This window comes from Flavobacterium sp. Root420 (assembly GCF_001427905.1).
Classification (GTDB): Bacteria; Bacteroidota; Bacteroidia; order Flavobacteriales; family Flavobacteriaceae; genus Flavobacterium.
On sequence record NZ_LMEF01000030.1, the window covers coordinates 322,645 to 345,108 of the forward strand.

At 35.2% G+C, this 22,464-nt stretch carries 18 protein-coding genes; 9 read left to right on the forward strand and 9 right to left on the reverse strand.

All coding sequences use genetic code 11. From position 1 onward, the window contains the following. Positions 1-60 precede the first annotated feature (60 nt). Together ASC72_RS18810 and ASC72_RS18815 are read left to right on the forward strand one after the other, a co-directional pair. Positions 61-834 carry a TlpA disulfide reductase family protein gene (locus ASC72_RS18810; RefSeq protein ID WP_056194399.1) on the forward strand — a complete coding sequence of 258 codons (774 nt, stop codon included), beginning with the start codon at positions 61-63 and terminating at the stop codon, positions 832-834. A gap of 300 nt (positions 835-1,134) precedes the next feature. Then, positions 1,135-2,754 (forward strand): ABC-F family ATP-binding cassette domain-containing protein, encoded by a 1,620-nt coding sequence (locus ASC72_RS18815; protein WP_026984448.1) that lies wholly within the window; start codon positions 1,135-1,137, stop codon positions 2,752-2,754. Positions 2,755-2,910: 156 nt separating this feature from the next. Here the strand turns inward: ASC72_RS18815 and ASC72_RS24310 are convergent, their stop codons facing one another. The 6 genes from ASC72_RS24310 to ASC72_RS18840 all read right to left on the reverse strand — a co-directional run bounded on the left by ASC72_RS24310 (position 2,911) and on the right by ASC72_RS18840 (position 6,354). Next, positions 2,911-3,081 (reverse strand): hypothetical protein, encoded by a 171-nt coding sequence (locus ASC72_RS24310; protein ID WP_198528523.1) that lies wholly within the window; start codon positions 3,079-3,081, stop codon positions 2,911-2,913. A 155-nt stretch (positions 3,082-3,236) separates the two neighbouring features. After that, positions 3,237-3,782, reverse strand: a complete 546-nt coding sequence (locus ASC72_RS18820; RefSeq protein ID WP_056194402.1) for a hypothetical protein — start codon at positions 3,780-3,782, stop codon at positions 3,237-3,239. Positions 3,783-3,842: 60 nt separating this feature from the next. Then, positions 3,843-4,436 carry a dihydrofolate reductase family protein gene (locus ASC72_RS18825; RefSeq protein WP_056194405.1) on the reverse strand — a complete coding sequence of 198 codons (594 nt, stop codon included), beginning with the start codon at positions 4,434-4,436 and terminating at the stop codon, positions 3,843-3,845. A 105-nt stretch (positions 4,437-4,541) separates the two neighbouring features. Further along, positions 4,542-5,261 carry a hypothetical protein gene (locus ASC72_RS18830; protein ID WP_056194408.1) on the reverse strand — a complete coding sequence of 240 codons (720 nt, stop codon included), beginning with the start codon at positions 5,259-5,261 and terminating at the stop codon, positions 4,542-4,544. 20 nt (positions 5,262-5,281) lie between these two features. Then, entirely contained in the window at positions 5,282-5,590 is a 309-nt protein-coding gene (locus tag ASC72_RS18835; RefSeq protein ID WP_056194411.1) for a hypothetical protein, read from the reverse strand. A 95-nt stretch (positions 5,591-5,685) separates the two neighbouring features. Next, a complete protein-coding gene (locus ASC72_RS18840) occupies positions 5,686-6,354 on the reverse strand; it encodes a hypothetical protein (protein ID WP_056194414.1) in 669 nt (222 codons plus the stop codon). Between the two features lie 234 nt (positions 6,355-6,588). Here ASC72_RS18840 and pyrR point away from each other — a divergent pair, with 234 nt between their 5' ends. The 7 genes from pyrR (at position 6,589) to ASC72_RS18880 (ending at position 11,812) form a co-directional block, all read left to right on the forward strand. Further along, complete coding sequence (gene pyrR, locus ASC72_RS18850; RefSeq protein WP_056194419.1) at positions 6,589-7,128, forward strand: bifunctional pyr operon transcriptional regulator/uracil phosphoribosyltransferase PyrR; 540 nt, start codon at positions 6,589-6,591, stop codon at positions 7,126-7,128. A 140-nt stretch (positions 7,129-7,268) separates the two neighbouring features. Then, entirely contained in the window at positions 7,269-7,910 is a 642-nt protein-coding gene (locus tag ASC72_RS18855) for a hypothetical protein (protein WP_056194423.1), read from the forward strand. Between the two features lie 87 nt (positions 7,911-7,997). Next, entirely contained in the window at positions 7,998-8,924 is a 927-nt protein-coding gene (locus ASC72_RS18860) for an aspartate carbamoyltransferase catalytic subunit (protein WP_007805228.1), read from the forward strand. A 113-nt stretch (positions 8,925-9,037) separates the two neighbouring features. Further along, the gene (locus tag ASC72_RS18865; protein WP_056194426.1) at positions 9,038-9,370 is read left to right on the forward strand and encodes a hypothetical protein; all 333 of its coding nucleotides are present in this window, start codon (positions 9,038-9,040) and stop codon (positions 9,368-9,370) included. A 93-nt stretch (positions 9,371-9,463) separates the two neighbouring features. Then, positions 9,464-10,369 (forward strand): ribonuclease Z, encoded by a 906-nt coding sequence (locus tag ASC72_RS18870; RefSeq protein WP_056194430.1) that lies wholly within the window; start codon positions 9,464-9,466, stop codon positions 10,367-10,369. A gap of 117 nt (positions 10,370-10,486) precedes the next feature. Continuing rightward, entirely contained in the window at positions 10,487-11,131 is a 645-nt protein-coding gene (gene pdxH / locus ASC72_RS18875) for a pyridoxamine 5'-phosphate oxidase (RefSeq protein WP_056194434.1), read from the forward strand. Between the two features lie 174 nt (positions 11,132-11,305). After that, complete coding sequence (locus ASC72_RS18880; RefSeq protein ID WP_056194567.1) at positions 11,306-11,812, forward strand: CAP domain-containing protein; 507 nt, start codon at positions 11,306-11,308, stop codon at positions 11,810-11,812. Positions 11,813-11,940: 128 nt separating this feature from the next. On the opposite strand, the gene ASC72_RS18885 is transcribed toward ASC72_RS18880, so the two are convergent. The 3 genes from ASC72_RS18885 to ASC72_RS24865 all read right to left on the reverse strand — a co-directional run bounded on the left by ASC72_RS18885 (position 11,941) and on the right by ASC72_RS24865 (position 17,541). Continuing rightward, positions 11,941-13,863 carry an OmpA family protein gene (locus tag ASC72_RS18885; RefSeq protein WP_056194436.1) on the reverse strand — a complete coding sequence of 641 codons (1,923 nt, stop codon included), beginning with the start codon at positions 13,861-13,863 and terminating at the stop codon, positions 11,941-11,943. Between the two features lie 11 nt (positions 13,864-13,874). After that, on the reverse strand, positions 13,875-14,792 hold the full coding sequence (locus ASC72_RS18890) for a type IX secretion system membrane protein PorP/SprF (RefSeq protein ID WP_056194439.1): 918 nt from the start codon (positions 14,790-14,792) through the stop codon (positions 13,875-13,877). A 160-nt stretch (positions 14,793-14,952) separates the two neighbouring features. Next, complete coding sequence (locus tag ASC72_RS24865) at positions 14,953-17,541, reverse strand: gliding motility-associated C-terminal domain-containing protein (protein ID WP_371258471.1); 2,589 nt, start codon at positions 17,539-17,541, stop codon at positions 14,953-14,955. Positions 17,542-22,464: the final 4,923 nt, after the last annotated feature.

A 22,464-nucleotide genomic window follows, 5' to 3' on the forward strand; every position in this document is an offset into this window, starting at 1 on the left:
TAATCATAAAGTTTCTATATTTTGAGTACTTTTGAATTCCAAATTATTGCCTCAAATTTCATGAAGACACCGATCTCTTTTATAATCACTTTTCTATTTTTTAATTTTGGTTTCAGCCAAACTAAATTCGGAAATCCTGAAGTCGATCCCATGCAAATTCAGAAAAACTTCAGCGAATGGTCAGCGTATCAAAGCAAAAATATTATGCTTTCCAGAGATTTTGTGGCACTTGATCTTCAGTCAAAAGAAATTTCAAAAGAATCATTTCTTAATGAATTGGCAAATGGAAATTTTATTCCAATTCGATTAAAATCAGATGATTCAATTTATTACTATAAACTGTTTAAAATTGACCAAAATTCTGATTCAAGTATAAAAGCCACGATCAATCAATTAGCATTTGATGCTTATAAAAACTTCAAAATGGAAGGAACAGCTTTTCCTAAATTTTCATTTAAAGATTTAAACGGAAACGAAGTTTCAAACGAAACCATGAAAGGGAAAATTATCGTAATCAAATGCTGGTACATTCACTGCACACCATGTATAAGAGAATTTCCGCAGGTAAATCGTTTAGCAGTAGAATACAAAGACAGAAAAGATATTCTTTTTATCAGTTTAGCCGAAGATACTCCGGAACAATTAAAGGTATTTTTAGCCAGAAAACCATTGTCCTATACTGTCATTCCGGATATGAAAATTTACATGAATGAAACATTGGATTTGAATGCTTTTCCGACACATTTTATTCTCAACAAAGAAGGTTTAATCGCAAAAGTGCTGCCTAATTTCGAAAGCCTGGAAGTCGCGTTGGCGAAAGAGAGCAAACTGTAGTTTTTTTAAACCATATAAGTAATATAAGGATTATAAAGGCTTTGTGTTGAATTGATCTCGCAGAGGCGCAGAGGCGCAAAGTTTTTCTTATTTCTAAAATTAAACCCGGCTTAAAAATAATCATAAAACTTATATGATCTTGATGTCTCCAATACTATTATAGTCTAGTTTAAATGAACTTATATCACTTATATGGTGAAAAAAATATACGCGCACAATAAAAAAACTTAGAACCTTAGCACCTTTGCAACTTAGAACCTTTTTCCGTACTTTTGCACAAAATTAATTAAAAAGACATTCATGTTAACAGTCAATAATTTATCAGTTCAATTTGGCAAACGAATTTTGTTTGACGAAGTAAATACTACTTTCACTCACGGAAATATTTACGGCGTTATTGGAGCCAATGGTGCTGGAAAATCTACTTTTCTAAAAATCATTTCGGGCGACATTGACCCAACTTCTGGCCACATTCATTTAGAACCGGGAAAACGTATGTCGGTTTTAAACCAAAATCACAATATGTTCGACGAACATACCGTTTTGGAAACCGTTTTGATGGGAAATAAAGTTCTGTATGCTGTTAAAAAAGAAATGGATGAACTTTATTTAGACTACAACGACAAAAACGCTGACCGAATTGGAGAGCTTCAGGTTCAGTTTGAAGAAATGAACGGTTGGAATGCCGATTCTGATGCTGCATCAATGTTGTCTAACTTAGGAATCAACGAGGAACACCATTATACTTTAATGGGCGATTTAGAGGGAAAAATTAAAGTTCGTGTCCTTTTAGCGCAGGCACTTTTTGGAAACCCGGATTTGCTTATTATGGATGAGCCTACCAACGACTTGGATTTCGAGACCATCGCCTGGTTAGAGAATTTCCTGGCAAATTATGAAAATACCGTAATTGTAGTATCTCACGACCGTCACTTTTTAGATTCGGTTTGTACACATATTTCTGATATTGATTTCGGAAAAATCAATCACTATTCAGGAAACTATACGTTCTGGTACGAGTCTAGCCAATTAGCGGCAAAACAACGTGCACAGCAAAACAAAAAAGCAGAAGAAAAGAAACAAGAACTTGAAGAATTTATTCGTCGTTTTAGTGCGAACGTTGCAAAGTCAAAACAAGCAACTTCTCGTAAAAAAATGATTTCTAAATTGAATATTTCGGACATCAAACCTTCTAGCCGTCGTTATCCTGCGATTATTTTTGATCAGGATCGTGAAGCAGGAGACCAGATTTTGAATGTTGAAAATTTAGAAGCTTCTGTCGAAGGCGATCTTTTGTTTAAAGGTGTTCATTTGAATATGGCGAAAGGCGATAAAATCGTACTTTTCTCTAAAGATTCACGTGCTACAACCGCTTTCTATGAAATATTAAACGGAAACCAAAAAGCTGATGCGGGAACTTTTGATTGGGGAATCACAACAAATCAGGCTTATTTGCCAGCTGAAAATCATTCTTTCTTTGAAAATGATTTGACTTTGGTAGACTGGTTACGTCAATACGCAAAAACAGAAGAAGAACGTGATGAGGTTTTCATTAGAGGTTTCTTAGGGAAAATGATTTTCTCTGGAGAAGAAGCTTTAAAAACGAGCCGTGTATTATCAGGAGGAGAAAAAGTACGTTGTATGTTGTCGAGAATGATGATGGAGCGCGCTAACATCTTAATGTTGGACGAACCAACGAATCACTTAGATTTGGAGTCAATTACCGCTTTCAACAACTCATTGAAAAACTTTAAAGGTTCTGTAATTTTCACAACGCATGACCACGAGTTTGCACAAACAGTTGGTAATAGAGTAGTGGAGTTAACGCCAAACGGAGCAATCGACCGATACATGACGTTTGACGAATATCTTGATGATGAAAAAATTCAGGAATTAAGAAAGAAAATGTACAATTTGTAATAAGTTCTGCACAGCGATTAGTTTTGTGTTTTTTAAATTAGTGAAACACCTTTTTTAAGTACAGCAATCTATATTTTCTATGTGTTTAGATTAATTACAACCAGCATATAAAAAGAAATCCCGATCGCAAAAAGATCGGGATTTTTTTTATGTTTTTTATTTTCTGAAAACCTTGGCGAGAATCCAGATAATGATCGCAACAATAAAGATTACGATAAATATCCCGAATCCCATTCCGGCTTTAAAAATGTCTCCAATAACTTCGCAACTTGTAAATGAAAATAGTATTACGAATACCATTAACAAACGTGTAATGTTCTTTTGCATGATTTTGCTGTTTTAATTGTTTTAAATAGAATTTAATATTCTAATTATCGTTAGAATAAAATTACTTCAATCAGCAAAAAAATGTTTTATATAATTTGGTTGAAAAGTTCTATGATTTGGAGATTTACTATCTTAAATTTATTATAAGTTAAGACTTAAGATCTATTAGAATTAATTTTTGAATTTTTATTTTGACTTATCCAGTGATCAAAACTTTTTGTTCTAATCCAATGTCCGTTCTTTTTCTCGTATAAATCTTTTCCTCCTTGTCCACCTAATAAACAATTGCAATCTTCTTGAAATTCAATAATTACTTTCTTTCTATCAGCTGAAATGAGAGGAAACGAAATGTGATATAAAATTCCCTGATCGCAAATTGTATCAATTGAGGTGAATTCAAATGCCTTTTGCCTTTTTTTGTACCACTTCAATTTATTCGATTTTATTTTTAAATCCTTGAAAATTTCATTTTGTTCACTAATAAATTCCAAGTCTTCTTCAGTAAACTCTTTTTTATAATTCTCAGTAAACTTAACATTTTTGAATTTCCAGCATGCCTGATAAATTGGTAAACTGTCGTCGACTATAATTTCATTTATGATAGTGTAAACTTCGTTTTCTGTCAAATCTGGTGTTGATTTGCAAGAACTAAAAAATATTGTAGTTAAAATAGAAAAGATGAGAAATGTTTTTTTCTTCATAATAATTGAATGGCTTAGATTTACTTAAAACGATTAATAGAGTTATAGTTTCGGAAAATTTTACTCTCCAATTGTTCCAGTCTTAACCTCTCCAGCTCGTTTATAACTAACCGCAATTACACCGTTTGGCGTAGTCGTACTTTCCATTAAGGTAAATCCTGCCGGAGTTGAACTATCATCAAACAATTTTTTTCCTTTGCCCAAAATTATAGGATAAATTAGGAGTCCAAGTTCATCAACTAAATCATGTTGAAGCAAAAGCTGAACAAGAGTTGCGCTTCCCCAAACTTTAATATCTCCACCTTCTGAACTTTTGAGTTTTTTGATATCTTCTATAGAGGAAAGAAATTCGGTATTTTCCCAATCGGAATTTTTTCTGGTTGACGACAAAACATATTTGGTAACTTCATTTATTCCCGGCCATCCTTCTGCATGTTTTGGCCAATAATCTTCAAAAATATCAAATGTTTTTCTGCCTAAAAGAATATCGGCAGGTTTCATTTGTTCTTGCATGACATTGCCATATTCTTCATCTCCAAAAGGCGCCACCCAGCCTCCATATTCAAAACCGCCCGAAGTATCTTCTCCAGGACCACCAGGTGCTTGCATTACGCCATCGATTGTAATCATAGTTATGACGATTATTTTTCTCATGATGTTTGGTGTTTTTACTGTTTAATCAAAGATAAGGAAATTAGAAATGTTTTTTAAAGTAATATATTGGTTTTGTGTGTTGTTATGAGATTATCGCGTTAAAGATTAGAATAATAAAAATAATATTATTCCTATTACAATTATCAAAGTGGTAACACATCCAGACGAATTACTAGAGCCATAATCTTGTTTATTTTGCAATCCGTTTAATTCTTTATTTAATTCTTTTTGTGAATATTCAGATATTTCAATCACAAATTCTTTTCTTATTTCTTTTGGAATTTCATTTTCTATTTGTTGATTATTTGCAAGCGAGAGGATTTCATCAAGATCTGAAGGGATAGTAGATAGTTTTGATATTTGTGAGCCAATTAGATTTTTAAGTAAATTTACTGTTTTTTGATAATCTTGAGGAATGTTTACAAATCGAATTCTCTCTTCAAATTCTATAACATGTTCAAGATATTCTTTAATCAATTTAGTAACATGATGAATTTTATTTATATCTCCCGGTTCTCCTGGTTTCCCCAAACTTTTTGTTAGACGATCCAATAAGCCAACCAAAGGAGCAACAATTCTTGATAGTTCTTTTAATCGATCTTGGATCCAATTTAATGCTTTTTCTTGCTCAACATTTTCAGATGGTTTTAAATATAATCCATTTTTTAAATCATTAAGTTTTCTGAAAAGTGGATCGTTTAGAAACCTCATAAGTTCGGCAGTAAGTCTGTGTTCCCATCCGTCAGGTTTGTCAATAATAATTCGTTTTATTAAGGGAGTATAATTATCAAAATCTTTAAGAATAGAAATTTGTTCCTTATACAATATTTGATCTGTACTATTTCCTAAAGTAGAAGATATGAATTTTTCATGTTGTTCTCTCCAAGCAAATAAAATGTTAGCAGAATATTTATATTCATCCGTATCAATAAGTTTATGGCAATTTCTGCTCTTGCTGGATCTGTCATTGTATCGATATATCGTTTAGAACCAATTCTTGCTCCATAAATGTGGGCTGCTTCTCCTATTTTCGTAGATTTCTCTGGATCAGAATTTGGACCAACAGTAAGTACTCTGCAATCAGGATTAGAGCACATAAAAGCAGCTCTTTTTGCTAAAGTGTCAATTGTATTTTTACTAAAATCAGGATTCATTAATTCTTAATTTATTTTAAATTGCAATTTTTCACAATATGATATTACTCATAAATTTCTTATGTTAAATAAAGAGGAATTATTTACTTGTTTTGTTATCTACGAGATTGATTGTTTTTTGAAACTTCATTTGTATATAAGTAATCAATCTTAATTTTCAAATTGTTATCATCCAGTTTTTTATCTATAATTTTTTCGATACCATTATTATCTGTAATTTTATCACTTAGGTTTAGCATATATGTACCAATCAAAACAATAAAAAACAACAAAAGAAACATGAATCTTTTAAGATTTTGAATTTTCTTTTCAAGAACTAGAATATTTGAGTTATTCATTTTTGGAGTTTTTGTGATTGATTTGGAACTATCTTCGTAATTAATTGAAATATCAAATTGATTATCCGAATTGAAGAAATTTTCTAAATCTTCAGAAAAATAATCCATCGTCTCTCTAATTCCTCCATAATTACAGATAATTAGAATTATAAAAGAAATCTCTAAAGAACCTTCTCTTTCTTTATAGTTGGATAAATACGCTTTTGAATTACCTAAAAAACTAAAATGTTTTTCGAAGGAATAATTTATGAAATTATAGATTGGGTTTTCTAAACGACGATCTTCGTAAGGAGGAAAGAAACGGCTCTTTACTAATTCTGACTTAATTTGATTTGCTTTTAAGCCATCTTTTTTTATTAGAATTTTATATTTATATTTTAGTATTTTTTCTTCTCCATTAAAATCTTCTGAGTAATTTTTCTTCATAAGTTTAATCTTTAAGTGTTTAATATAAGCCGTTTTTTTAGAAAACTTCTACTAAAGTAAAACATTAAATAAAATTCTTATGGAAAATTTTTTGTTTTTGAAAAACTAAAAACAACATTTAATTTTAAATCCCCAAATCTCCCACCAAAACCAAAAAAAATATTTCCCCACTCAACACCCCAACAAATAAATTCTGATTTCGTATATTTGCCCAACCAAACATCACACTTAATTATGAGCCAAAAAGTATTACTTAATTCAAAAGAAGTTACTATCATACTCCATCGTTTGGCTTGTCAGTTAATCGAAAAACATCTTGATTTCTCCGATACTATTTTAGTCGGGATTCAGCCAAGAGGCGTTTTTTTAGCTGAACGTTTAAAACAAATATTAGAAAACGAATACCAGACTCCTGAAATTTCTTTGGGATATTTAGACATCACTTTTTTTAGAGATGATTTTCGTCGTACTGATAAACCGCTTGAAGCCAATAAAACACAAATAAATTTTATAGTCGAAAACAAAAAAGTCATTTTTATCGATGACGTTTTGTTTACCGGACGAAGCATTCGTTCTGCTTTAACCGCAATTCAGTCTTTCGGGAGACCGTCAGAAATTGAATTGTTAGTGTTAATCGACAGACGATTTAGCAGAAACCTGCCTATTCAGCCTGATTATCGCGGTCGTCAGGTAGATGCCATTAATGATGAAAAGGTAAAAGTAAGATGGAAAGAAAATGAAGGCGAAGATGCCGTTTACCTGATAACTAATTAGTTGAATAGGTAAATCGGTTAATTGTTTAATCGCAAAAACTAAACGATTAAACAATTTAACAAATCAACGATTTAACAATTAACCGGTTAAACAATAAAAACAAATAAACAATAAAAACAAATAAACGATTAAACAACAAAATGACAGAAAACAAAGCGTTTATTTACGAATCAATTTTTAATCAGGTTAGAATGGGATTTCTTTCTATTGATGAGATCAAGGAGAACATCATAGAAGAAATTGAAGACAACGAATTTGAAGATGAAATTTCAGAAGAGTGGGCTTTTGATACCATAAAAGAAGAATACCAAAAATTGCTTGCCGAAAGTAAACAATGGAAAAGTCCAACAGATACGGAAAGATTAATAAAAGCGTTTGATGAGTTAGGCGATGAAAATATCGTTGCGCTCCACAATGCAGGCTACACCACAACAGAGGGCGAATATGAAGTAGTTGAGGTAGAAAGAGAATTGCAGGAAAACGAAGTCTGGTCTGACGGTTATTGTTTTTATCACCAACAAGATTTGGCGAGAGCTGTTGCAGTAAAAGATCCGGGTTTGTTTATCGCTTTTCAGAAAGTAGATAATTCTGATGATGCAGTTGCAATGGAAGTGGGAAAAAAAGTGGCCGAAGTTTTAAGAAACAACGGCTTTCAAATAAAGTGGAGTCCATCAGCCAGAACAAAAATAGAAATTCCGGGTTTCAGATGGCAGCATATTTTTGATGAAGACGGAAGAGACTTGCAGGATTACAGCGAGGTTGTAGAGCGAATGATCCAATAGTAAGGAACTGCTCTTTAAAAAAGCATTGAAAGACTGAAGGTTTCAGAAATTCAGGAATTTGACAAATAAAAATTAAAGAAATAAAAAATGAAAGAATTAAGCGTAAATCATTTATTAGGAATTAAATACATCAACGAGAATGATATTAACCTAATTTTTGAAACGGCAGATCATTTTAAAGAAGTCATTAACCGACCAATTAAAAAAGTTCCTTCATTACGAGATATTACCATTGCTAACATTTTCTTCGAAAACAGTACCAGGACAAAACTTTCGTTCGAGTTAGCCCAAAAAAGATTGTCGGCAGATGTGATTAGTTTTTCTGCAGCTCAGTCTTCGGTTAAAAAAGGAGAAACACTTATTGATACTGTAAACAATATCCTTTCGATGAAAGTTGATATGGTTGTAATGCGCCACTCCAATCCCGGAGCGGCTTATTTTTTATCTAAAAATGTCAAAGCCAGTATCGTAAACGCTGGCGACGGTGCGCACGAACATCCAACGCAGGCTTTATTAGACAGTTATTCAATCAGAGAAAAATTGGGTGATGTTGCCGGAAAAAAAGTGGTTATTGTAGGTGATATTCTGCATTCAAGAGTTGCCTTATCTAACATATATGCCTTAAAAATGCAGGGCGCCGAAGTAAAAGTTTGCGGACCAAAAACGCTGATTCCGAGATATATTGAATCGCTTGGAGTTACGGTCGAGCCCAATTTACGAAAAGCATTAGAATGGTGTGATGTTGCCAATATGCTTCGTGTACAGAACGAACGTATGGATGTAAACTTTTTCCCTTCAACAAGAGAATACGCCCAACAATACGGAGTAGACAAACCTTTACTAGATTCTCTTGGAAAAGAAATCGTCATCATGCACCCGGGACCAATCAACAGGGGAGTAGAGATTACTTCTGAAGTAGCGGACTCAGATCATTCTGTAATCCTGAATCAGGTAGAAAACGGAGTGGCGATAAGAATGGCGGTTATTTATCTTCTGGCGTCTAAAATTCAATAAGTTTTATTTGTTTCAAGTTTCAGGTTTCAAGTTTTGGAACGTTCAGTTTGACAACTTGAAACCTGAAATTTGAAACCTGAAACAAAAATAAAAAAACTTCGTACCTTAGTAAAATGAAAGTAGATCAAAAAGGACATACCGTTACGATTAAAGACACCCAGGGAGATTTTAATTCTTTTTTGGAGAAAGTGACGCAACAGTTTAAAACCTTTGAAAAACAAAATATTATAATCGATTTATCAGCAGATTCTAATTTGTCTGAAAGCGATTTGAAACTTTTTTTACCGCTTTCAAAACAACAAAAGAAATCAAAAAAGTCATTTGTAATTGTAGTTTCTGATCTTGATTTCAACTCGATTTCCGATAAATTAGTGGTTGTTCCTTCTCTTTTGGAAGCACACGATATTATCGAAATGGAGGAAATTGAAAGAGACCTCGGGTTTTAATTTTAGATTTCTGATTTTAGATTTTAGATTAATGCTGAATCTAAAATATTTTCAATCCAATCTAAAATCAACAATCTAAAATCTAAAATTAAAATGAAGCTTACGATACTTGGCTGTTATGCCGCAACTCCCAGAACGATTACGAATCCGACTTCGCAGGTTTTAGAAATTAAGAACAGATTGTTTTTGATTGACTGTGGCGAAGGAACTCAGGTTCAATTGCGTAAAAACAAGATTAAATTCTCTAAAATTAATCACATTTTTATTTCGCATTTGCATGGAGATCATTTGTACGGATTAATTGGAACAATATCGACTTTTTCTCTTTTAGGAAGAACGACTGATTTACATGTTTACGGACCAAAAGGAATAAAAGAATTAATTCTTCTTCAATTAAAACTGACAGAATCCTGGACTACTTATAGTTTGTTTTTTCACGAATTAGAGTCTAAGGTAAGCGAAGTGATTTTTGAAGATCAGAAAGTAATTGTAAAAACGATTCCGCTGAAACATCGTGTATACACCAATGGATTTTTGTTTCAGGAAAAACCCGGAGACAGAAAATTAAATGTAGAAGCCGTTCAGCATTATAATATTCATACAGCCTATTACCAAAAAATAAAAGGCGGCGGCGATGTCACATTGGATAACGGAACCGTAATTGAAAACGCAAAATTGTCTTTTGACCCAATTCCGTCAATGAGTTATGCTTTTTGTTCTGATACCGCTTATAGTGAAGCCATAATTCCGATTATTGAAAATGTAGATGTCTTATATCACGAATCTACCTTTCTAGAATCAGAAGCGCCATTAGCAGAAAAAACCTTGCATTCCACAGCCAAAGAAGCCGCGAGAATTGCCCTCAAGGCAAATGCCAAACAACTTATTTTAGGACACTATTCAACAAGATATGATGGTATAGAACGTTTTAAAGAAGAAGCAGAAACTATTTTCCCGAATGTACTTTTAGGCAATGACGGTGTTTCTTTTGAGTTTTAAATTAATAAACTAACATTCTGAGGTTATATGTTTCAAGATGCAAAATAAAAGTCTGTTTAGAAAACTTGAAACTTGAAACTTGAAACCTGAAACAAAAAAAACAAAAAAAACAAAAAAATGAACGATTTAAGCAATTATAGAAAATCTTACGAGAAGAGCGAATTATTAGAAAGCAATATTCCGGACGATCCAATTAATCTTTTTAACCGATGGTTTCATGAAGTAGAAGACTTTGGCGCAAGCGGTGAAGTAAACGCCATGACGGTTTCAACAATTGGGTTGGATGGTTTTCCGAAATCCCGTGTAGTTTTACTAAAGAAATTCTCTGAAGAAGGCTTTATTTTTTATACCAATTACAATTCGGAAAAAGGAAAAGCGATTGAAGCGAATCCGCACGTTTGTTTGTCTTTTTTTTGGCCCGAAATGGAGCGTCAGGTAATCATTAAAGGAATTGCACAGAAAACTTCTGAGAACATATCTGACGGTTATTTTGATTCCCGTCCGGATGGGAGCAAGTTAGGCGCCATTGTTTCGAACCAAAGCGAAGTGATTCCGTCGCGAACTTTTTTAGAAGAAAACTTAAAGAAACTGGAAGCAGAATTTGAAGGAAAACAGATTCCGAGACCTGAAAACTGGGGAGGATTTTTAGTTACTCCTTTAGAAGTAGAATTTTGGCAGGGAAGACCAAATAGATTACATGACAGGATTAGATATCAAAGTCAATCTGATTATTCATGGAAAATTGAACGATTATCTTCTTAGATGTAAGAAAATTACATTTATATTAAAAATTAACATGTAGTTCGTCGATTATTTTTGTAGTTTACCGGTAAATTAAATATGTTTGGTGTAAGAAAAAACAATTTAATTTTAATATAAAAATTTAAAGGATTTGCCCCAACATTTACTTTAAGCTTGCGTAAACTGCTGATGACTATGAAGACGAAAATTATGCACACCATGCTGTTCATTGCAATTTTTATTGCAATGAACTCATGCTCTGCTGACACTGCCGAGGGAACGGAAAGTAGTACTACAACAGAAGCTCTGATAACGAATTATACTTACAATGATTCGGAGCTGGAAACCATGCAATTAATAAACGATTATCGAGTACGAATTGGTTTAAATGCATTGCAAAAAATAAATCATATCTCTTTTAAATGTCAGGAACATAATACTTACATGATTGCCAATAACGTTGTAAATCATAATGATTTTACGGCACGATCTGAAAATATTATGGGAGTACTTGGTGCTAAAAATGTTGGCGAAAATGTAGCTTATAACTATAAAACTTCTGAGGCTGTTTTAAAAGCCTGGTTAGAAAGTCCCGGACACAAAGAAAATATCGAAGGTAACTTTACCCACTTCGGATTATCTGTTACGACAGATCCTGCAACAGGAAAAAAATACTATACTAATATATTTGTTAGAATTTAAGATAATTTAAAACTGGTTGGTTTTTTAGTGATCGTTGTAGCCCTTTATGGGTTACAGCGGTTTTTTTTATAAAAAAAACTGCCTAAAAAGACAGCTTTAAAATGTATGAAAATCTGAATTAACTAAAACTACAATGCAGTAATGATAAATTCACTTCGTCTGTTTTCCTGATGTTCTGCTTCTGTACACGGTACATCATCGGCGCATTTATTTACAAGCTGTGTTTCGCCATAACCTTTACCGGTTAATCTTTTGGCAGCGACACCATTTTTAACCAGCCATTCTATGGTAGATTTCGCTCTTCTGTCAGATAGTGCTTCGTTGTATTTAAAGGTTGCGCGACTATCTGTATGTGAACGAATATCAAGTTTCATGCCTGGGTTTTCATTTAAGACAACCAGTATTTTTTCTAAATCAATGGCTGCTTCTGTTCTAATGTTAGATTTATCCAAATCAAAATAAATCATTTTTATTCCGAAACAGGTTCCTAAATCGTCTCCAATAGTTACTCTGCAGGTATTTTTGGTCAAAGCAATTGGTAAACTTGTTTTTCCTGACAGTTTTCCAATTGTTATGCTAACTTCTTTAGTTTCATATTCTTCTTTTTCAGCTCTCACATTATAGGTTTTGCCACAATCAACTGGGAACTTATAAAGACCGTTAACGTCTGCAATTGTGGTATTCAATACGGTTTGATTATCATATAAGCTTACTTTTGCCCCTGGTAAAATAACAGCTGTTTCAGAATCGGTTATCGTACCGCTTAATTCTTGTACACATCTTAATGCTTTGTTTTCTATAAACTTATAAATATCATCAGAGCCTTGTCCGCCATCTTTATTAGAGCTGAAATATCCTTTTCGGGAAACAGGATCAATGCTATAAGCAAAATCGTCTTTTGGTGAATTAATATCGGCTCCAAGATTCTGAATGTCACTTATACTTCCATCTTTTTCTATTTTTCCTGCAAAAACATCCAATCCTCCGAGTCCCGGACGTCCGTCTGAAGCAAAATAGATTTCGTTTTCATCGGTTACAAACGGGAATGTTTCCTTTCCTTCCGTATTAATGGTTTTGCCCATATTTACAGGTGTACCATAACTACCGTCGCTGTTAATACTTACTTGGTAAAGATCAGATTGGCCTAACGTTCCAGGCATATCAGATGCGAAATATAAGGTTTTTTCATCAGGACTAAGTGCCGGATGTGCGGTACTGTAATTATCGCTGGCAAATGATACTGCGGTAATATTGGTCCATTTTCCATTTTCAAGGGTAGCTTTGTATATTTTAATTAAAGTAGTTTTTTCTTCATCTTTTCCTTTTTTTCCGTCAACATAATTGTTTCTTGTAAAATATACTGTTTTTCCATCTTTAGTAAAAGCCGGTGATGCTTCATGAAATTTAGTATTCAGGTCGGTTTTGAATTTTTTGACTTTTGAAGAATCTACATCGACAATATACAGATTTGTGAAATATTCTCCTGTCCATTTATGTTTTCGTTGAGAGAAATTACCGGTATCGCGTGCAGAGGTAAAATATATTTTGTTGTCATGAACAAAGGTTCCGTAGTCTGAATATTTCGAATTGATTCCGGCATTTTCAATGTCATATCTCCCTGAATTAGCTTTAATCTGATCAAGATAATTTACATTTTCCTCATAAAGTTTTCCTCTGTTATCTGTTTTGTTTTTCGCATTAAACTCCCCCAAAAGTTTATTAGCCTTATCAATCTCTCCAGTAGATTTTAATGATTGTGCGTATCTGTAATAATACTCAGGTTCGACAGAAGTATTCATGGCAAATAGTTCACCATACCATTTGGAAGCTCCTTCAAAATTTGAATTGAAGTAGTATGAATTCCCAAGTTTCTTAAACATGTCTTCAGACTTATATCCTTTGTTTGCTACCTTCTCGTAAGTCTTTATGGCATCAATATAAGCGTAAGTGGCGTACTTTTTATCGGCAGCATTTATTCTTGATTGCTGTGCATAACTGTCAAATGAAAAAACATTTACAATTATTAGGAAAAGAAGTATATAATTTTTCATAATCGTAGTTTTTAGAAGAAACGTGGAGTTGTCATTTTACCATTGTTTTTGAAGAATTCATAGCGAAGGAATATCTCATGCGATCCCGAATTATAATTATTTAAGTTTGTGGTTTCACGATCATAACCATACCCTAAATAAAGTCCGTCTGTGATCTGAAATCCTACCATAGCACTAAGTGAAGCGCTCCATCTATAAGCAATACCGACTACAAATTTGTCATAAAACATAAAATTGGCTGATGCATCTACCTGAAGGGGGGCGCCTTCTACCATTTTGGTAAGTACAGCAGGTTTGAATTTTATGTATTGGTATTTATCCAAATCAAATACATAACCGGCCATCAAATAATAATTGATTTTATCTTTATAAATAGCAACATCATTATCATCATATCGATTGGTTTCAATAAAATTAGGAACAGATAAACCAATATAAGCCTTATCAGAATGCCAGTAAACCCCGGCTCCTACATTTGGAGAGAATTTATTGTCCAGATCCTGAAACTGCGGATCTCCCTGATCTTCCGGATTTAGTTTGCTTACATCTAAATTGAAGATATTAGCAGTTCCTTTAATACCAAAAGAAAGTTTGAAATTGGCTGATGTCTGAACGGTGTAAGAAAGATCAACGGAGATATTATTCTCATTTGTTGGTCCGATCTTATCATTTAACAGCGAAGCTCCAATTCCTATATTGCTATTATTAATTGGTGTATTGACTGAAAAACTACTGGTTTCAGGAGCTCCATCTAGTCCGACCCATTGTGTTCGGTATAGGCCAAAAACGCTTAAAGCTCCACGAGAACCTGCATAGGCAGGATTAATATTTATAGTATTGTACATGTATTGTGTAAATTGTGCGTCCTGCTGTGCAAAACCTACAATTGTAACAAACAGTATGACGAAGGAAAATAATTTTGTTCTCATAGTAGATATTTATTATTTATTATTACTATTGATTTATTAACGGAACTTCTAAATAAAAAAACCAGTACATTCGCTTTTTTAAATTTAAGGTTTTTTTTGTTAATTATTATGTATTTCACTATAAAGTAGGTGTTTACAGCGAAATACATAATAAGTGTCTTTATTTTGACAGATAAAGATAACCATCCCTTTTGTTAGATTGTATTACATTGTTTCCGTCTAAGGATTTATAATTAATAATGTAGAAATAGGTCCCGGTTGGAAGACCGTCAGATTTTTTAATAGTCGTTCTTCCTCTTGAAGTTCCGTCGAATGCGTTGGTTGTATTGTTGTAATTAGAAGTTTCAAAAACTAATACTCCCCAACGGTTATAAATTTCAACCGTATTTTCAGGATAACAGGTTATCTCATCAATACCATCAATTTTAAATACATCATTTATTCCATCACCATTTGGAGAGAAAGCATTGTGTATCAAAACATTTGTACAAGCTAATACTTTACAGTCATCGTTTATTTCCATCGAAAGGAATATACTTCTTGGACAATTCTGATCCGTTATTTTGTATTCAAATACATAGTTACCTAGTGCAAGACCAAATGCATTTAGAAAACTTCCTTGTAAAGCATTACTATTATTTGTATCGATCCATGTTCCGTTTGTTGGCGTATTTTCCGGTAATATGGAAAGTAAATTAATAAGAGTAGAATCGTCAGCACAAGCCTCCCCGGTAAGATTTGATACAGTAGGAAGAACAGCTATAGCGATATTTTTTGTAACGCAAATCTCAGGGAATTTTTTAAGACAGATTTGATAATCGTAACTGTACGTTCCCGGAGGTGTTGTACTTGCAACATTTACATTTCCTAATGCATCAACTGTAATTCCTGGATTACCTTGAGTACCTGGAAGTATGGTCAGATTTAATAAGTCTATCGACGCTGGCCCAATATCTATTTTGTCATTGCTTAAAATATTTCCAACAACTCCAAATCCATTACAAGTAACACTATAAGTATCAGTCAATGCTGTAAGTACAGGAGGTATAAAGCTTACAGTTACATTTACTATAGCGGTATCGCAATTTCCAAAGTCGGCATTTTCGCAAATTTGATAGGTTAATGTATAAGTGCCGGTAGGCGTATTAGCAGCTACATTTACTGATCCATCAGGATTTAGTGTCAAAGCTCCTTTTGGGTCTGGTGTTACAGTTGTCAAGGTAACATCAGCAGGATTTAGCGCATTACCATTCAGAGTATCATTTGTGTAAACATTTATTACGTTTGTGCCTCCATTGTTGCCATTTACTGGCCCGGCAGTATCATCATTGGCTACTATCGCAAATGTTGGTCTGGCAATACAATAAGGATCAGCGGGTGGATAATTTACTACTATAGTTTGAGATGGATTAACAGCTATTGTTAAAGTCGCTGTTGGGCGTAAGGTTTCGAAACCATCTGCACCCTGAACCCATTGATTGTTTTGGAATAACCATCCAGGCCAATCGACACCATTTCCAGCCTGATCAACTACAGCTCCTGGCCATAATACGCGACCACTTAGTGGTAAATTGTTCATGGTAGTAATAACATTGTTACCAGTACCTGCCCAGGTTATTGTTACACCATCTACCGGTGTGAAATTTCCAGGTGTTACAACATAATCTAGATACGGAACATCATTTACACAAATCGGGGTTGCTGTAACAGTCATTTCCGGTGCTACAATTGTAACAGTAATGGTTGCAGTATCACAATTTGAACTTTGATCCGCTTCGCAAATTTGATAAACCATTGTTAATGTACCAACTGGTGCATTTGGTAAAACATCTACGGAGCCATCAGGATTTAATTGTAAAAATTCATTTGGTGTTACAGTAGTTACAATCATAGCTGAAGCCGTTACAGGCACACCTTCAATCGTGTCATTTGGTAACACATTCAGTACGTTTGTTGTAGTATGATTAACACCGGCTATTGGACCTGCGCTATCGTCGTTGGCAACAATATCCTGGTATTCTTTACAATTTACACCAAAGTCAATATCTAAATGCACTAAATCTTCGGGTGTTACATTTACTATATATCCTGCATCTGGTGTTGTTGTACAAACCGTATGCAATTGTGCTTTATTGGTTTTAGACGGTACTTTTTTGGCAGTAACTGATGGCAATACTTTTACTAAACCACCAACTCCTAAAGCAATAGCAACTGCTTCTAAATTGGTATCGCGAACCAGTTTAACTTTATATTGTCCATAAGGATTTGCAGTCTCAGGTCGGTCTCTCCAATAGCCCTGAATTCCTATAATTGCTTCTGCATGATATCCATTTGGACCATCAACAATAACATTTGGTCCTTTTGCATTTCCGAAACCACCGGCATTTAATTCACCGACATTTTGCGGACCTGCATAACTTCCGTCTCCATTAAAATCGATCCATTCCCAAAGGCTGTATACAATAGCACCTTCGCTGTCCGGAATGTTTTTGGTAACAACACCATCATTATTGGCATCAAACCATTCATCCTGAATTCCATTTGCATTTGTATCATACCAAACATAATCTCCTAATACTGGAAGATTTGATTTTCCATATTCAAAGTTATGTACCTGAAATTTACAATCTTCAAGAGTTGTAAAGAATAAATTACTATCTACAGGATATAATTGATAAACACTATTTAAATTGGCATCCTGAACCTGAACTAAATAACTACCAGCAGCCATACCTGAGAAAGTATACATTCCGTTTGCTCCCGTTAAACGGAACAAAACAGGGCCTGTTGTTGTTCCTTGCGGAATCAGTGTTACAGGTACGTTTGCAATGGGTGTATTGGTATCGATATTTATTATTTGTCCAGAGATTTTAATTCTATAATTAGGTTCCGTTATCGTCACTGTAGCAGTAGCTGTACAAGTTTGGTTGCCACTATTTACAGCTGATGTTGCTGTAAGCGTATAAGTTCCGGCTGGCAAATTAGTATTTCCAACAACTTCATTTTTGTCATTTGTAATAACAACTGTTGATCCGGGACTATTGGTTACTAAAATTGAACCATCTTTTTCTCCAAAACAAGTTACGTTTGAAACAACACCAGATACAGCAACTTTATTTTCTACAGTAAAGGTTTGTGTCAACTCTGTTTTATTACCGGCGCAATCTGTTAAAGTGTATGTTCTGGTAAGAATATAAGCATTTCCTTCACAACCACTTGCTCCATTATTAGAATCACTTACTGTAATGTTTATATTTTGGCTGCAATTGTCTGCTTCGTCTGTTATATCAGTTGGATTTCCAACCGGAATATCAGCAATACTTTGTAAGTTGGCAACATCGGTTGGAGCAGTTCCTGTTGGAGGAGTTGTATCTTCTACTTTTATAATTTGAGTATGGGATACTGTGTTTCCACCGCAATCACTTGTGGTCCATTTACGGGTTAAAGTATAGTTGGTATTGCACTCATTTTGAATATCACTTTTGATTTCAGAAAATACAATTGGTAAATTTCCATTGCAATTGTCAGAAACTTCTACTGTAGCAGGTTCAGGAACGGCATCACATGAAACTGTAATGTTTTGCGGAAGATCCCCAATAAATATTGGAGAAGTGGTGTCTTCAATGGTAATTACTTGTATGAAGGCATCTGTAATATTACCACAATCATCTTTTGCAATCCAGCTATTAGTATAAGTTCCTTCATTCGCACATTGTTGAGAAGCCACAAATTGACCACTTGTTTTAATGTAAGTGACAATCGTACAATTTGCAGTTGCTTGTGGAGCCTGGGCCTGAGCAGCTAGCAGACCTACTGTATCACTACATTGTAAAGTTATATTTAGTGTTCCTGCCTGTGTAATCCAGGTTGGAGCTGAGGTATCCTGAATTGTAATTACCTGAGTAAATATTGTTGAGAGATTACTACATAGATCTTTTGCAATCCATGTATTAGTATAAGTTCCCGTACTTCCGCAACTTCCTCGTTGTAACTGCCCACTCGTTTTAGTATAGGTTATCGTTCCTCCGCAATTATCAGTCGCTACCGGAGCTTGTGACTGAGCTGTGTTTAGCCCTGCAGTATCGCTACACTGTAAAGTAATATTTAAATCATTTGCAGCAGTTGTCCAGGTTGGCGCTGTTGTATCCTCAATCGTAATTATTTGAGTAAATAACGCTGAGGTATTGTTACAAAGATCTTTAGCTACCCAGGTGTTGGTGTATGTTCCTGTATTGATACAGGATTGTGAAGCTACGAATACTCCGCTTGTTTTAGTATAGGTTATCGTTCCTCCGCAATTATCAGTTGCTACCGGAGCTTGTGACTGAGCTGTGTTTAGCCCTGCGGTATCGCTACACTGTAAAGTAATATTTAAATCATTTGCAGCAGTTGTCCAGGTTGGAGCTGTTGTATCCTCAATAGTAATTACCTGAGTAAATGTGGTTGAAGTATTATTACAAAGATCTTTGGCAATCCAGGTGTTGGTGTATGTTCCTGTATTGATACAGGATTGTGAAGCTACGAATACTCCGCTGGTTTTAGTATAGGTTACAGTTCCTGCACAATTATCAGTAGCAACAGGTGCCTGATTTTGGGCAGTTACTAATCCGGCAGCATCGCTACATTGTAAAGTAACATTCAAAGCTGTCGATGCAGTTGTCCAGGTTGGTGCTGTTGTATCCTGAATTGTAATTACCTGAGTAAAGGTGGTTGAAGTATTGTTACAAAGATCTTTGGCTCCCCATGTATTGGTGTATGTTCCTGTATTGATACAGAATTGTGAAGCCACAAATACTCCGCTTGTTTTGGTGTAGGTCTGATTTTGGGCAGTTACTAATCCGGCAGCATCGCTACATTGTAAAGTAACATTCAAAGCTGTCGATGCAGTTGTCCAGGTTGGTGCTGTTGTATCCTGAATTGTAATTACCTGAGTAAAGGTGGTTGAAGTATTGTTACAAAGATCTTTGGCTACCCAGGTGTTGGTGTATATTCCTGTATTGATACAGGATTGTGAAGCCACAAATACTCCGCTGGTTTTGGTATAGGTTACAGTTCCTGCACAATTATCAGTTGCAACAGGTGCCTGATTTTGGGCAGTTGCTAACCCGGCAGTANTTCCTGTATTGATACAGGATTGTGAAGCCACAAATACTCCGCTGGTTTTGGTATAGGTTACAGTTCCTGCACAATTATCAGTTGCAACAGGTGCCTGATTTTGGGCAGTTGCTAATCCGGCAGCATCGCTACATTGTAAAGTAATATTTAAATCATTTGCAGCAGTTGTCCAGGTTGGCGCTGTTGTATCCTCAATCGTAATTACCTGAGTAAAGGTGGTTGAAGTATTGTTACAAAGATCTTTGGCTCCCCATGTATTGGTGTATGTTCCTGTATTGATACAGAATTGTGAAGCCACAAATACTCCGCTTGTTTTGGTGTAGGTAACCGTTCCTGCACAATTATCAGTTGCAACGGGCGCCTGATTTTGGGCAGTTACTAATCCGGCAGCATCGCTACACTGTAAAGTAATATTTAAATCATTTGCAGCAGTTGTCCAGGTTGGCGCTGTTGTATCCTCAATNGCCTGATTTTGGGCAGTTACTAATCCGGCAGCATCGCTACACTGTAAAGTAATATTTAAATCATTTGCAGCAGTTGTCCAGGTTGGCGCTGTTGTATCCTCAATCGTAATTACCTGAGAAAATATTGCTGAGGTATTAGTACAAAGATCTTTGGCAACCCAGGTATTGGTATATGTTCCTGTATTGATACAGGATTGTGAAGCCACAAATACTCCACTCGTTTTGGTATAGGTTACCGTTCCTCCGCAATTATCAGTGGCGACAGGTGCCTGATTTTGGGCAGTTACTAATCCGGCAGCATCGCTACACTGTAAAGTAATATTTAAATCATTTGCAGCAGTTGTCCAGGTTGGTGCTGTTGTATCCTGAATTGTAATTACCTGAGTAAATATTGCCGAGGTATTATTACAAAGATCTTTAGCTACCCAGGTATTGGTATATGTTCCTGTATTGATACAGGATTGTGAAGCCACAAATACTCCGCTTGTTTTGGTATAGGTTACGGTTCCTGCGCAATTATCAGTTGCTACCGGAGCTTGTGACTGAGCTGTGCTTAGCCCTACGGTATCGCTACATTGCAAAGTAATATTTAAATCATTTGCAGCAGTTGTCCATGTTGGTGCTGTTGTATCCTGAATTGTAATTACCTGAGAAAATATTGCCGAGGTATTAGTACAAAGATCTTTGGCTACCCAGGTGTTGGTGTATATTCCTGTATTGATACAGGATTGTGAAGCCACAAATACTCCGCTGGTTTTGGTATAGGTTACAGTTCCTGCACAATTATCAGTTGCAACAGGTGCCTGATTTTGGGCAGTTGCTAAAGCCACAAATACTCCGCTGGTTTTGGTATAGGTTACAGTTCCTGCACAATTATCAGTTGCAACAGGTGCCTGATTTTGGGCAGTTGCTAACCCGGCAGTATCGCTGCACTGTAAAGTAACATTCAGAGCTGTCGATGCAGTTGTCCATGTTGGTGCAGTTGTATCCTGAATTGTAATTACCTGAGTAAAGGTGGTTGAAGTATTGTTACAAATATCTTTGGCTACCCAGGTGTTGGTGTATATTCCTGTATTGATACAGGATTGTGAAGCCACAAATACTCCGCTGGTTTTGGTATAGGTTACCGTTCCTGCACAATTATCAGTTGCAACAGGTGCCTGATTTTGGGCAGTTGCTAACCCGGAAGCGTCGCTACATTGCAAAGTAATATTTAAATCATTTGCAGCAGTTGTCCAGGTTGGTGCTGTTGTATCCTGAATTGTAATTACCTGAGTAAAGGTGGTTGAAGTATTGTTACAAATATCTTTGACAACCCAAGTGTTGGTGTATGTTCCTGTATTGATACAGGATTGTGAAGCTACGAATACTCCGCTGGTTTTGGTATAGGTTACCGTTCCTGCACAATTATCAGTGGCGACAGGTGCCTGATTTTGGGCGGTTGCTAACCCGGCAGCATCGCTACATTGTAAAGTAACATTCAAAGCTGTAGCTGCAGTTGTCCATGTTGGCGCTGTTGTATCCTGAATTGTAATTACCTGAGTAAAGGTGGTTGAAGTATTGTTACAAAGATCTTTAGCTACCCAGGTATTGGTATATGTTCCTGTATTGATACAGGATTGTGAGGCCACAAATACTCCGCTGGTTTTAGTATAGGTTACGGTTCCTGCGCAATTATCAGTGGCGACAGGTGCCTGATTTTGGGCAGTTACTAATCCGGCAGCATCGCTACACTGTAAAGTAATATTTAAATCATTTGCAGCAGTTGTCCAGGTTGGCGCTGTTGTATCCTCAATCGTAATTACCTGAGAAAATATTGCTGAGGTATTAGTACAAAGATCTTTGGCAACCCAGGTATTGGTATATGTTCCTGTATTGATACAGGATTGTGAAGCTACGAATACTCCGCTTGTTTTGATATAGGTAATTGTTCCTCCGCAATTATCAGTTGCTACCGGAGCTTGTGACTGAGCTGTGTTTAGCCCTGCGGTATCGCTACATTGTAAAGTAACATTCAAAGCTGTCGATGCAGTTGTCCAGGTTGGTGCTGTTGTATCCTGAATTGTAATTACCTGAGTAAAGGTGGTTGAAGT

Coding starts and splice junctions, on each gene's coding strand:
- ASC72_RS24865 (WP_371258471.1), bottom strand. CDS start 17,541: ATGTATACTTTCTCAGGTATGGCTGCTGGTAGTTATTTAGTTCAGGTT.
- ASC72_RS18815 (WP_026984448.1), top strand. CDS start 1,135: ATGTTAACAGTCAATAATTTATCAGTTCAATTTGGCAAACGAATTTTG.
- ASC72_RS18835 (WP_056194411.1), bottom strand. CDS start 5,590: ATGAATCCTGATTTTAGTAAAAATACAATTGACACTTTAGCAAAAAGA.
- ASC72_RS18860 (WP_007805228.1), top strand. CDS start 7,998: ATGAAAGAATTAAGCGTAAATCATTTATTAGGAATTAAATACATCAAC.
- ASC72_RS24310 (WP_198528523.1), bottom strand. CDS start 3,081: ATGCAAAAGAACATTACACGTTTGTTAATGGTATTCGTAATACTATTT.
- ASC72_RS18840 (WP_056194414.1), bottom strand. CDS start 6,354: ATGAAGAAAAATTACTCAGAAGATTTTAATGGAGAAGAAAAAATACTA.
- ASC72_RS18820 (WP_056194402.1), bottom strand. CDS start 3,782: ATGAAGAAAAAAACATTTCTCATCTTTTCTATTTTAACTACAATATTT.
- ASC72_RS18825 (WP_056194405.1), bottom strand. CDS start 4,436: ATGAGAAAAATAATCGTCATAACTATGATTACAATCGATGGCGTAATG.
- ASC72_RS18890 (WP_056194439.1), bottom strand. CDS start 14,792: ATGAGAACAAAATTATTTTCCTTCGTCATACTGTTTGTTACAATTGTA.
- pyrR (WP_056194419.1), top strand. CDS start 6,589: ATGAGCCAAAAAGTATTACTTAATTCAAAAGAAGTTACTATCATACTC.
- ASC72_RS18865 (WP_056194426.1), top strand. CDS start 9,038: ATGAAAGTAGATCAAAAAGGACATACCGTTACGATTAAAGACACCCAG.
- ASC72_RS18870 (WP_056194430.1), top strand. CDS start 9,464: ATGAAGCTTACGATACTTGGCTGTTATGCCGCAACTCCCAGAACGATT.
- pdxH (WP_056194434.1), top strand. CDS start 10,487: ATGAACGATTTAAGCAATTATAGAAAATCTTACGAGAAGAGCGAATTA.
- ASC72_RS18880 (WP_056194567.1), top strand. CDS start 11,306: ATGAAGACGAAAATTATGCACACCATGCTGTTCATTGCAATTTTTATT.
- ASC72_RS18885 (WP_056194436.1), bottom strand. CDS start 13,863: ATGAAAAATTATATACTTCTTTTCCTAATAATTGTAAATGTTTTTTCA.
- ASC72_RS18855 (WP_056194423.1), top strand. CDS start 7,269: ATGACAGAAAACAAAGCGTTTATTTACGAATCAATTTTTAATCAGGTT.
- ASC72_RS18810 (WP_056194399.1), top strand. CDS start 61: ATGAAGACACCGATCTCTTTTATAATCACTTTTCTATTTTTTAATTTT.